The organism is Candidatus Vagococcus giribetii (assembly GCF_017316185.1).
GTDB lineage: Bacteria > Bacillota > Bacilli > Lactobacillales > Vagococcaceae > Vagococcus > Vagococcus giribetii.
Genome location: NZ_JAFLVX010000009.1, coordinates 92087 through 103878, shown reverse-complemented (window position 1 = coordinate 103878; position 11792 = coordinate 92087). Strand labels below are relative to the sequence as shown.

11 protein-coding genes and 1 riboswitch are annotated in these 11792 nt (G+C 35.5%); of the genes, 3 read left to right on the top strand and 8 right to left on the bottom strand.

The features are described from left to right. Positions 1-12: 12 nt before the first annotated feature. From DOK76_RS03165 to DOK76_RS03150, 4 genes are all read right to left on the bottom strand, one after another. Positions 13-531, bottom strand: a complete 519-nt coding sequence (locus tag DOK76_RS03165) for a ClbS/DfsB family four-helix bundle protein (protein WP_206964929.1) — start codon at positions 529-531, stop codon at positions 13-15. A gap of 132 nt (positions 532-663) precedes the next feature. Next, positions 664-2088 carry a basic amino acid/polyamine antiporter gene (locus DOK76_RS03160; protein WP_206964927.1) on the bottom strand — a complete coding sequence of 475 codons (1425 nt, stop codon included), beginning with the start codon at positions 2086-2088 and terminating at the stop codon, positions 664-666. Positions 2089-2090: 2 nt separating this feature from the next. Then, positions 2091-3191 (bottom strand): alanine/ornithine racemase family PLP-dependent enzyme, encoded by a 1101-nt coding sequence (locus tag DOK76_RS03155; protein ID WP_206964925.1) that lies wholly within the window; start codon positions 3189-3191, stop codon positions 2091-2093. A 75-nt stretch (positions 3192-3266) separates the two neighbouring features. Then, positions 3267-4034 (bottom strand): dimethylarginine dimethylaminohydrolase family protein, encoded by a 768-nt coding sequence (locus DOK76_RS03150; RefSeq protein ID WP_206964922.1) that lies wholly within the window; start codon positions 4032-4034, stop codon positions 3267-3269. A 138-nt stretch (positions 4035-4172) separates the two neighbouring features. Here DOK76_RS03150 and DOK76_RS03145 point away from each other — a divergent pair, with 138 nt between their 5' ends. Next, positions 4173-4817, top strand: coding sequence for a GntR family transcriptional regulator (locus DOK76_RS03145; protein ID WP_206964920.1), 645 nt, complete (start codon positions 4173-4175; stop codon positions 4815-4817). Positions 4818-5097: 280 nt separating this feature from the next. Here the strand turns inward: DOK76_RS03145 and DOK76_RS03140 are convergent, their stop codons facing one another. Then, positions 5098-5910: a MerR family transcriptional regulator gene (locus DOK76_RS03140; protein ID WP_206964918.1), complete on the bottom strand. Its 813-nt coding sequence runs from the start codon at positions 5908-5910 to the stop codon at positions 5098-5100. A 225-nt stretch (positions 5911-6135) separates the two neighbouring features. Further along, complete coding sequence (locus DOK76_RS03135) at positions 6136-6894, bottom strand: hypothetical protein (protein ID WP_206964916.1); 759 nt, start codon at positions 6892-6894, stop codon at positions 6136-6138. 102 nt (positions 6895-6996) lie between these two features. Further along, positions 6997-7081: riboswitch (SMK box riboswitch) on the top strand. Between DOK76_RS03135 and metK the strand changes: the two genes are divergently transcribed. Beyond that, positions 7079-8266, top strand: coding sequence for a methionine adenosyltransferase (gene metK / locus DOK76_RS03130; protein ID WP_206964915.1), 1188 nt, complete (start codon positions 7079-7081; stop codon positions 8264-8266). Its footprint overlaps the riboswitch before it by 3 nt. Positions 8267-8340: 74 nt before the next feature. Further along, entirely contained in the window at positions 8341-9810 is a 1470-nt protein-coding gene (locus DOK76_RS03125) for an MDR family MFS transporter (RefSeq protein WP_206964914.1), read from the top strand. A gap of 27 nt (positions 9811-9837) precedes the next feature. On the opposite strand, the gene DOK76_RS03120 is transcribed toward DOK76_RS03125, so the two are convergent. After that, on the bottom strand, positions 9838-10395 hold the full coding sequence (locus DOK76_RS03120) for a GNAT family N-acetyltransferase (RefSeq protein ID WP_206964913.1): 558 nt from the start codon (positions 10393-10395) through the stop codon (positions 9838-9840). A gap of 15 nt (positions 10396-10410) precedes the next feature. Continuing rightward, positions 10411-11601, bottom strand: coding sequence for a helix-turn-helix domain-containing protein (locus tag DOK76_RS03115; protein WP_206964912.1), 1191 nt, complete (start codon positions 11599-11601; stop codon positions 10411-10413). Positions 11602-11792: the final 191 nt, after the last annotated feature.

The following is an 11792-nucleotide window of genomic DNA, read 5'->3' as shown; positions in this document are numbered from 1 at the left end:
AAAAACGACTAGCTAAGTAGTCGTTTTAGGTAAACTTTTTTTATATTTACGAATGAGTTTAAGTGCCCAATCATAATGTGAAGAAGTGGCAGAAACAGCGTAGCTTCCTAAGCTAGTTGAGCCAGTCCAATTGTAGTATTTTTTAGTGAAGAGCTCTTCATCTGAAAAATCTCTGATGATAGCTAATGTTTCCTCGTGACTTTTTTGAAGTAAGTCTTTTGCTGAGGCTAAATCTGTTGTTTGATGAGCATTGAAAAAACCGATATTCATGTTTGGATAGGTTTTCCAATTGTAAGGTTCAGGTAAGAAAGGAGTTGCTTCACCAGAAGTGTTAGCCTTCACCCACTTAATAAAAAGTTGATGCCATTCATAGAGATGACAAAGAGAATCTCTAATTTGTCGATCACGTGAGTCAAAGGGGAAGGTACCTACTTGTTCTTCAGGGGATAAACTATCGATTAGTGTTAGTAACTTTTCATAATTAAGTTGTCCTTGAGTGAGTAATTCCTCTTTTGTTGTGGGACGTACCATGTGTCTTCCTCCTCTTAATTGTTTAAAAAACCTCTTTTTCTTATTATACAGGAAGATAAGCTTGGGCGTAAAAAATCAACACAAACGAGAGGAGTTGTCTGTGTTGACCATCTTTCTTCAGCCGTGTAGTTACTACATGGAAGAAATATCGATGTTTCCTAAAATGATTAATACCACTGCAGCTAAAGCAGAGACAGTTAATAAAATGGCGAATACTTTTTCTACTTTAGTAAAGAGTAACTTATCTCCTTCTTTTCTAGCTTTGATAAATAATAGGAGACCAGGTGCAAATAGTAGACTTGTGACAAAGAGGTACTCAAATCCAGAAGCATACAGGCAATACCCCATATAAATCGAACTGATGGCTCCTAAAATTACATTTCGAGTTATTTTCTTATTTTCCCATTTCCAGGAAAGCCGTAGTTGACTTAAGGAAACGAAAAAGTAAGGGATCAGCATGGTACTAGAGGCTAGCAAAGCCATAAAATTGTAAGCACTGCTATTAATCAGTAATGACAGGAAGAAAAATTGAACTAAGATATTACTAATAAGCAGACCTGACACAGGTGCTCCATTTTTGTTTTCTTTGCTTAAAAACTTAGGGAAGATATGGTCTTTAGCACCCTGGAAGAGAATTTCTCCAGCAAACATGGTACAAGCAAACCAAGCACCCGTGGCAGAAATAACCACACCTCCGTTGATTAAAATAGCCCCCCATCTACCAACGACACTTTCAAGGACTTGAGCCATAGCTGGCTTAGATAAAACAGCTAATTCAGATTGAGAAAGTACGGCAAATGACAACACTGTTGATAGTAGATAAATCGAAGTGATAATGGTGAAACTAAGAATTGTCGCTTTACCAACTATTTTTTTATTTTTAGCCCTAGCAGAATAAACAATGGCTCCTTCAACCCCAACGAAAACCCAAACGGCATAAGTCATGGATTTCTTAACTTGAATCATGACTTCACTCCAATTGAAATTACCTGTGATGGTACCCCAAACGTCTTGAGTAAAAAGATCATATTTGAAGCCAACCATTAAACAAATAATAAAAATACCAAGAGGAATGAGCTTCGCAATCGTAATGAAGCCATTAATTTTAGAAGCAAAATTAGACCCTCTTAGAATTAAAAAGTGCATGGCCCAAAGTAAGACAGAAGCGCCGATAACAGAGTAGATGTTTTGACCATTCTCAAAAACCGGGAAGAAATAACTAAGTGCACTAAATGCTAGAGAGCCAAGGGCAACATTTCCTAAGAAGATAGATAACCAATAACCAAGGGCACATAAAAAGCCAACAAAACTACCAAATCCTTCTTCTGCATAACTGTAAATCCCTGCATCTAAGTGAGGCAGTTTTTCGTTTAAGTTTTGCAGACACATCACAAAAATTCCCATACCAATCCCTGAAATAATTAAGGCAATTGTTACGGGACCGACAGAGGCAACTTTTGCCATGTCAGACATGAGGTTAAATATACCGCCACCAACAACAGAACTAACAGTGAGGGCGATCAACCCCGTTAAGCCAACAGAATTATCTTTTTTCATGGTTAACTCAACTCGCTTTTAATAAATTTTTTACCAACATACTGGGAATTTGTTGCATAGAGTAACAGTTCGTACTCAATATTAAAGGATAAAATATCCCCCACTTGATACGTCTTGTCGCTATCAGTGACGTCAACTATGGTGTGATCGCTACTGCCGCCGATTGCTTGAATTTTTTTATCATAGGGAATTAGTTTAGTCATATCACCTAAATCTTGGCGACCAATTCCGATTAAGGCTCGCATTCGGTTTCCAATATTGGTGTATTCAGCAGCATTTCCAAAGGCATCAACTGAAATGTGGCCAATTGGATAACTTGGTTTTTCTTTGATTTCGAGAATTTCGGCTTCAATGGTAAAAGCATCTCCATACATTTCAGGGAAAGTGTAGTCAAAGAAAGCTTCCATGTCACGTAAGAAAATATTATCTCCTACGCGTAAATGATTAATTCGTTCAGGCAAGGTATCGTTTAAAATCAGTGGCACAGTAGTCGAAGCACCACCAGAGATGATTTCTAAAGTTCTGCCAATATCATGTTCGATATGCTCAGCTAATTGAACTAATCTACCTAGGTTGACTTCATCAGGTTGAATCGAGCCGTAGCAACCAAGGTTTGTACCAATACCTTTTAGATGCAAATGAGCTAATTCTTTTTCAACTAAATGTGCGGCACTAAATAGTTCTTCCTCATCGAAGAACCCTTCTCTTAAATCGCCAAGGTCCATCATTAAAATGACACTATGAGTGATGCCTTGTTTTTGACAGACATGGTTGAGCTCATTAAGTGTGACCCACTCAGAGTTTAAACTAATATCAGAGCACTTCACCATACGGTCTAATTCAGATAACATAGGGATTCGAAGCATCATGGTTTGGCTTTCAGGATGCAGTTGTTTAGTCAATTCAAGTTGCTCTAATCGAGAAGAGCCAATGGTTTTGATACCACCTTCAATAAAGGTGTCAATAATTTCAGGCAAGCCATTTGCGCCTTTGATGACACCAGTTATATCGACTTGCTTTTCACTTGCTTTATGGATTAATGTTTCAACGTTATGTTTGATTTTACTTAAGTCAACGACAATACGTGGGTATGTACTACTCATGGTATTCTCCTTTCTAAAAAACGTCATTTATTTCCTAATTAAAAATAAATGACGTCTTTTTTATCAGTAAAGTCTTTAGAAACGTAGGGACAAGCAGCTTAAACCACCATCAATTTTACGATACTCAGAAGTATCAACAACGAGTACTTTATAACCGAGTGCTTCAATTTTTTGTTGCACATTAGGATAGCCTTCAGGAACGATTACATATCCATTCATCCAGATACAGTTAGCACCATAAGCTTCTGATATTTCCACTTCAATCTTGTTAAAGTCTTTGAATTCAGGAGCTGTTTTGAATTCACCAGCAACTAATAAATTGTTGTTTTCTAAATAAGCCAACCCTGTTTTTAAGTGAAGCATTTCTTTCATTTCAACCATTTGACCGGATAAGCCATGTTTTTCTAAGATGGCAATCATTTGTTTGGCGCCTTCTTCATTCGTACGAGCAGAAAGACCAATATAGAAGTGATCGCCAACCATCATAATGTCACCAGCTTCGATTGTTCCAGGATCTTCAATGTATTCAATAGTGTCATAGAATTTCTGTAAAGCCTCTAGCATATCAGGTAAAGCAGCTTCTTTACGTCGACTAAGAGCTCCTGGTCGTGTAATAATGGCACACTTACTAGTACATAAGGCAACGTCTTCAACAAAGCAAGAATCTGGGAAATCATCTTCAGGCCCAAGAACAGTAACATTTACACCTGTTTTAGTTAAAGCGCTTACATAATTTTCGTGTTGAACTAATGCTTTTTCGTAGATTGGTTTTCCTTCATCTGCACTGGTTAAGCCTTCTGAGATAGTTTTTGATGGGACACGAACAATGACATTTTTAAACATTTGAATCATCCTTTCTTATTAATTGTATACAGTATACAATGTTAAAAATGTTATGTCAAACTTCTTTGTGTTTTTTTTGAAAAAGATTTATAATGATAAATAAGCGATAGTGATAATAAACGAAAGGTAAGATTTTATATGATAAATAGTTCTAGTCAAAAAGAAAAAGTCTATCTTTTTTTAACTGAGCAGTTACGTAATGGCGAGTTACAGAAAAAAGATAAACTATCAGAACAATACTTCGCGGAAAAGCTAAACATTAGCAGAACTCCCGTAAGAGAAGCCTTATTCCAGCTGGCAGCAGATGGCATTCTTGAACATACTCCTAGAAAAGGTTTTAAAATAAAAGAGATAACTGAAAAAAATAGAGAAGATATATACGAATTGATTGGAACCTTAGATGGTAAATCCGCCTTTCTTGCAGGTCCTCACCTAACTGAAAGTGATTTCAAGCATATGCAATTTCTTATAGAAACGATGAACTCTGCCATAAAAAACGAATTGTATACAAAATACAATGAACTGCAACGTGAATTTCACAATGTATATCAATCTAAGTGTCAAAATGATCTTATTTTTGAAAACTTAGAAAAGTATAATCGATTTTTTATTGATGAAAATTACAATATCAATTCTAGTCAAATACAGGAAATTTTATACAAAACAAATTCTGAACATCAAAAAATTCTTGATTATTTCATAGCAGGTGATTTTATTACATTGAGAGAATTTATTGAAAAAATACATTGGAGAATCGAGGGAGCCAAGTACGATACATGGTAGTTTTCAAATAAGTTCTATTTGAAACTCCTAAAGGGAGCTAAGCAGTACATACTCTATATAAAGTTAGCCAGAGAGACAGAAATCTCTTTGGTTTTTTCAGTATGTGATGAACTCAAGGGGTTGATGGGAAGACCTATTTAAAAAGAGGACAGCAGAAAAAACACTTTTACTTTTAAACTTTGCAACAAAACTAGATTTTTAAACAAACTAGTTCTGATTCCACCGAGCCAGAAGAGTTTGCTCATTAATGAGCTTGTTGCTGTAAACTGATTGCTACGTGCTATTTACGTGCAACGACTAAACACGATTCTGTAATCCAGTTATCAGGATGTGGTTCTTGTGCTTTTGAGAGGTGATAGATATTAATCATTGGCCCAATCATTCTTAATTGATTGACTTCCACCCAAATGCCTAAAGCTTCTAAGACTAGAGGCATTTGCTCGTAGTCACCTTGGAATGTAGTTGAGGCCACAAGGGTTTCAGGTACTGTTTTAAAGATAATATTGTCAGTATCTTGGTAAGTTCCAGTGACTTGGCACTGAAGTTCTATGTCAATTTGTTGTTCTTTAAAAGCATCGTCATGATAGATTACTTGTTTTAATGGAGGAGAAGTCAAAATGACTTGTTGTTTAGAGCGCTCTTTATAGAAGTCACTCCAAAGAAGACTTTCTTGTTGATAGTCGGAAATGACACGACGCAAACTCATGACGTGCCTTTTAGGTAGTGTTTTTAATACGACGTGGTAGTTTAAAAAGCGATTATCTTCAACAAAAACATCTGACACAGTGGTGAGAAGTTCGTATTGATAATCTAATTGTTTAATCTGTTCTTCTAACGTTGCTTTTTGTAATTTAAAGTAACACTCTAATTCTTTAGGATTTTCTTTAGACAAAATATCTTTAATCGCACTAAGAGAAAAACCAAGTTCTTGTAGTGTTCTGATTTGAGCAACTTTTTTTAATTCCTTCGCAGAATAATTGCGGTAGTTGTTATTTTGGCTAGAACGCTCAACGTCTAAAAGGCCAATTTGCTCATAATAACGGAGCATCCTAACACTTGTGTTAGCCAATTTAGAGAAGTGGCTGATTTTCATAGAACCCCTCCTTTTTCCTATTATAAAGGTTGACACAGTGTGAAGGTAAAGAAAAATCAACACAAAAAATAACGAATTTGTGTTGATTCACTGATTTTTCTATAAGTATTTCATAATAAATAAGGCGATTAGAATACCTAATCCTAAGGAAACAGTTCGATAGATAGCCTCTTTTTTAGGATCACGGTTGTTGTTATCATTTAGCTGGTTCATCAGATATCCTCCTTAAAAATAGTAAATGAATAAACTAACGAGTGCAAATAAGTTGAGAACCACTTCTTTTGTTCGTGGACTTTTTGATTTCACGAAGGAATAAATAGCACCTAGATTACAAAGCACAAAGATGAGTAACTTCCATAGAGCAGTTTCATGGGCTAAAAATTGTGAAATTAATAAGTAATACAGAAAGACTAGGCAACTAGCTGCTAGAAATAAGAACCAACCATGTCTTTTTAAAAAGGAGTACATACCTTGTGTCAAAATAGTGATAAATAAAATCAAGACAAAAGAAAAGATGAAAGGCTTGATTAAACTAAATTGATAATCAAAAGGATAGTTGATTGTCAGCAATTGATTAAAAACAATGCCTTTAAAGAATGCATTTAGTAAGGAATACAAAATCGAATCAATATAGAAAAATTGTTTTGAGAAAATCAATAGTTGGAATAACTCGTAAGCTACTAAGATAACAGCAAATTGATAAGCTGTTTGCTGAGCAATTAGAAAAATTAAAATGGTTGAGATAATTAATTTGACCCCGTACACAGGTAAAGAAATGAAGGAGCCTTTTTTGTAAGTGGATTTTCCAATAAGATGGAAGAAATCACTAATGAGTAGATACAATACCATGTAAGTTAAAATGGCTGGTCCACGACTGCTATTTCTTAAAAATAGCATACCAGGTAACAAGGAAATCAGTGTCTGAGTCAAAGTAGTAAAAATTAAAAAGGGTAGGATGGATAAACTATTTTTATTCGTGTTCAATGTGTTAACCTCTTTTGTTAGTCTTATTAGTTTACTTTAGGATAAGAAGGAAAAAAGGTCAACATATTTAGTAGGTAAAACATTTTTTATCTGTTATACTGTCAATGTTGCAAGATTCCCGATAGGATTTACGTCTATGTGTAAAGATTCCTTGTAACCGAGAAAAATTAGGGGGAATACCGAAATGTTAGAAAGAAAATTATTTACATCAGAATCAGTCTCAGAAGGACATCCAGATAAGGTAGCAGACCAAATCAGTGATGCGATTTTAGACGCGATTCTAGCAAAAGATCCAGAAGCCAGAGTGGCCTGTGAGACGTCTGTTACAACAGGACTTGTCCTTGTATTTGGAGAAATCACCACAACAGCTTATGTGGATATTCAAAAAGTAGTACGTGAGACGATTAAAGGTATTGGTTATACACGTGCTAAATATGGTTTTGATGGGGATACCTGTGCTGTTATGGTAGCCATCGATGAGCAATCACCAGATATTGCTCAAGGGGTTGATGCTTCTTTAGAAAAAAGAGAAAGCCAAGAGGAAAAAGAAGATCTAGGTGCGGGGGACCAAGGGTTAATGTTTGGTTTTGCGATTAATGAAACACCTGAGTTGATGCCTTTACCTGTTGCTTTAAGTCACCGCATTACCCACAAATTAGCAGAGCTTAGAAAAAATGACACGCTAACGTATTTACGTCCAGACGCGAAATCTCAAGTTACCGTTGAGTATGACGAAGCCGGTCAACCACTAAGAGTGGATACGATTGTTGTTAGTACTCAGCATGATGAAGAAGTGACTTTAGAACAAATCGTTCAAGATGTGAAAACATTAGTAATTAATGAAGTTATTCCAAATAACTTATTAGATGGTGAGACGAAGTACTTTATTAACCCGACTGGCCGTTTTGTGATCGGTGGACCTCAAGGAGACTCAGGTCTAACAGGACGCAAAATCATTGTTGACACTTACGGTGGTTACGCAAGACACGGTGGTGGAGCATTCTCAGGAAAAGACGCAACAAAAGTTGACCGTTCAGCTAGTTATGCTGCTAGATACATTGCTAAAAACATTGTAGCTGCAGGATTAGCTAGTAAATGTGAAGTGCAATTAGCTTATGCCATTGGTGTGGCTCAACCAGTTTCTATTTCTGTTGAAACGTTTGGAACAGGAACAGTTGCTGAATCAGCTTTAATTGAAGCGATTAGAGATAATTTTAATTTATCACCTGTGGGCATTATTGAAATGCTTGATTTGAAACGACCTATTTATCAAAAAACGGCAGCTTATGGTCATTTTGGCCGTGAAGAAGAAACGTTTACTTGGGAAAAATTAGATAAAGTGGAAGATTTAAGAGCAAGTTTAAGTAAGTAAACAAACGAGGGCTCTTTGTTAGAGATAATTCTTTAACAGAGGGTTCCTTTTTATTTAGGAGGTAGAAGAGGAGAATGAAGAAGAAAGAAACTAATGTTAGGATTATTACCATATGTGTGTTCATTGCCACGTTTATGACAGCTGTGGAAGGGACCATTGTTTCAACGGCCATGCCAACTATTGTGGGTTCTTTAGAAGGCATTGCCATTATGAACTGGGTTTTCTCGATTTATTTATTAACGAATGCCATGATGACCCCAATCTATGGGAAACTGGCAGATAAAGTGGGACGAAAGCCCATTTTTATGATTGGAATCATTATATTTATTATTGGATCAGCTTTGTCGGGTATGAGTCAAAACATGATTCAGCTGATATTGTTTAGAGCCATTCAAGGGATTGGAGCAGGTTCTATTGTGCCGGTGTCTCTAATCATTATTGCGGATTTATATCCTGTTGAAAAAAGGGCAAGTATTTTAGGTTTAAATAGTGCCGCGTGGGGAATTGCGAGTATTATTGGACCGTTAGCCGGTGGATTTATTGTAGATGCTTTGAGTTGGCATTGGATCTTTTTAATCAATGTGCCAATCGGGTTAGTTTTAATGTTATTGATTTGGTTGTACTTAAACGAAGAAAAACGAGAAGTGGATAAAGCACCAATTGATTACTTAGGAAGTGTGAGTTTAGTAGTGGTTCTGTTGTCTTTACTATACGGCTTCCAAACACTAAGCGAAGGCTTTACACCTGTTACGATTATTTCCTTTGTGGTCTTTCTAGTATCCTTTGTAGTCTTTATTCAAATTGAAAAGCGCGCCAAAGACCCGATTATTACGTTAGAATTATTTAGTAATCGAACTTATGTGTTAGTTAATTTAATTGCAGCGCTAGTCAGTGGCTTTTTAATGGGAGTCGAAGTGTATATTCCCATGTGGATGCAAGGCATATTAGGTAAACCAGCAGCTTTAGGTGGCATTGTTTTAGCACCAATGTCAGTGATTTGGATGTTTGGTTCTTTTGCAGGTGGAAAAGCCATGCAAAAATGGTCAGCCCAAAAAGCTATTTTTATTAGTATGTTCCCAATACTGATTGGTTCCTTATTCTTAGCATTAGCCAAAATAGACACAGCTTATGGTCTGTTCTTTATCTGCTCAGCTGTTTTGGGAATTGGTTTTGGTATGACCATGACTATGCTAACTGTTTTAGCACAAACATCAGTTGATGAACATCATATGGGAGTCGCAACGTCATTTTTCACCTTATCACGAACCATTGGTCAAACGGTGATGATTTCTGTCTTTGGTTTAGTTTTAAATGCATCGATGAATCAAGGTATAGAAGCTAAAAAAGAATTAGGTGTGACAAAAGACATGATGAATAAGCTAATCAACCCTCATACAGTAGACTCTCTACCAACTAACTTAATTGGTGAGCTACGTGATATTTTGTATAACAACTTACATCAAGTCTACTTAGTAGGGATTGTCTTACTAGTGATTGCTTTTATTCTTAATTACTTACAAAAAGAAGAAACACCTTTAGCTTAAAAAATAAGACGACCAAAAGAGGTCGTCTTATTTTTTTGCTTTAAAGTTACTTTTCAATAGAGAGTAACGATTCATATCTCTAAATGCTCCGTGGATAAACACATCTTCTTTTTCAGTCGAGACTAAAGTAAAACCTGATTTGATAGCGACTTTATTACTAGGTTGGTTTTCTGTATCCGCCACAATCGTTAGTTTGTTTAAATCAAGATGATTAAAACCAAACTCACATACCTTATGAACTGCTAAGGTGGTGATACCTAGGTTAGTAAAACTAGAATGAATCCAGTAACCAATCTCAGCTTTTTGGTTTTTCGTATCAATGAAATGAAGGTCAATAGTACCTGCTAACTGTCCTTTGTAGTGGATCAAAAAGAGGTAGTCAGTCCCATTGGCCACGCCTGTTAATTTCATTTTTAAATAGGCTGTCTCGTCTTCAACTTTATTGGTTAGGTCAACAAAATCTAAGAAAGTTCCTAGATGTTGACGATCACTGTCAAGTAAGGAAAAAATGGCCTCTGACATGTTGAGAGTTGGTTGAACAAGTGCAATGTCATCTGTAACAGGTAATGATAAATAGTAGCTCATGGTAGTACCCTCCTTTTAAGTATTGTTATTGATTATATCGGAGTTGCCACCTAAAGGAAAGTCATTTATCAACATACAAGGAGTGTCTTCTGATAGTTGAACAGTAGAAATGACCATATCGCCTTTTTTATACACATAGGTATCAAAAAACTCAAATGTGACTAAGGTAATATTAGTTAAAGCCAGGTTGAACTTAGTGACTAATGCTTGAGCTAAAAAGTTTCCATGTCGTTTTCCCAAATCACTATAGAGATAGATATTGCGTTGATTTGCTTTAGGTTGTGTTAAAGGAAATGTAATCAAGATCAAGTAACACAAATAGTCAAAGGAATAATCAGAACTCATCTGAAGTTCTTTCATAGCAGTCATAAGTTCTGTTTTTAATTGTTTGAATAAAAAAGGGCGTTGTTCAGCAAGCTCACTGACAAAGGTCTCATGACGATTAAAAAAGATTGATTCGTGATTTGAAAATAGAATTTCTCTTTTTTTTACAAAAATAAAAAGACGTTCAATGTCGTCTAATTGATTGAAATCAATATCAAGAAACATTTGTGTTTGTTGGATAAAGCGTGTCATCACAGTGATTAGATTATTAGGCATTGGTATTTCTTTGTAAATATGAAAAAAATCATCAAATAGATTAGCTTTTCGATTGGCCGGATGAAAACTCATCATTTCTTTTAATAGAAACAGAAAATGTTGCTCTTCTTCTAAGTGAAATGGATAGAGTTGATAAAAGGCTTCATAGTCTTTTGCTGAAGTGAACTCGGGAAGTGATAAGGCATAGAGTTCTTCCAATCCTTTAGTTAAAAAGATATACAGCTCAATATCTGAATCACTAATCAATCGGTATTTCTTTTGTTTGTTTTGAATCACTAAGCCAGCCTCTTTTAAAATGGGGGTAAATTTCTTAATGGTTCGATACAAAGTTGCAGGACTTGTAAATAGTTTTTGAGCATAAAAAAAGATGCTTTGATTAGGGTAAGCAAACAATATTTTCACTAATTGAACCCCAGGACTACTGAGGCTGATTTCTCGAATGACTTGGTTGATATTACCACTTGTTCCACAATTCAGGATAACATGTTGTTTTTTGTTCACGGATAAGGTGATTGATTTTGAAAAATGATTATTGAAATAATCAATATCGTTTAGAATAGTTGATTTAGAGCAGTTTAGATAAGTCATCAAGTCGGTAATAGGCATAGTGTTCTGTTTGTTTAGTTGGACTAGGAATTGGACAAGGCGATGTTCTCTGTTATTTATTAAGCGTGTTTGATTACTTGTTATAGCCATATGTTTGTTATTTATACCTTTCTGTATTCTAATGAGAATCTGCACTGTCTTATTATATATGAAAATCTAATAAGAGGGAAATAAAATAAATTAATAGCGCT

Excerpts from the sequence above, each read along its gene's own strand:
- DOK76_RS03125 (WP_206964914.1), top strand. The coding sequence starts at position 8,341 with ATGAAGAAGAAAGAAACTAATGTTAGGATTATTACCATATGTGTGTTC.
- DOK76_RS03165 (WP_206964929.1), bottom strand. The coding sequence starts at position 531 with ATGGTACGTCCCACAACAAAAGAGGAATTACTCACTCAAGGACAACTT.
- DOK76_RS03160 (WP_206964927.1), bottom strand. The coding sequence starts at position 2,088 with ATGAAAAAAGATAATTCTGTTGGCTTAACGGGGTTGATCGCCCTCACT.
- DOK76_RS03145 (WP_206964920.1), top strand. The coding sequence starts at position 4,173 with ATGATAAATAGTTCTAGTCAAAAAGAAAAAGTCTATCTTTTTTTAACT.
- metK (WP_206964915.1), top strand. The coding sequence starts at position 7,079 with ATGTTAGAAAGAAAATTATTTACATCAGAATCAGTCTCAGAAGGACAT.
- DOK76_RS03120 (WP_206964913.1), bottom strand. The coding sequence starts at position 10,395 with ATGAGCTACTATTTATCATTACCTGTTACAGATGACATTGCACTTGTT.
- DOK76_RS03150 (WP_206964922.1), bottom strand. The coding sequence starts at position 4,034 with ATGTTTAAAAATGTCATTGTTCGTGTCCCATCAAAAACTATCTCAGAA.
- DOK76_RS03115 (WP_206964912.1), bottom strand. The coding sequence starts at position 11,601 with ATGCCTATTACCGACTTGATGACTTATCTAAACTGCTCTAAATCAACT.
- DOK76_RS03140 (WP_206964918.1), bottom strand. The coding sequence starts at position 5,910 with ATGAAAATCAGCCACTTCTCTAAATTGGCTAACACAAGTGTTAGGATG.
- DOK76_RS03155 (WP_206964925.1), bottom strand. The coding sequence starts at position 3,191 with ATGAGTAGTACATACCCACGTATTGTCGTTGACTTAAGTAAAATCAAA.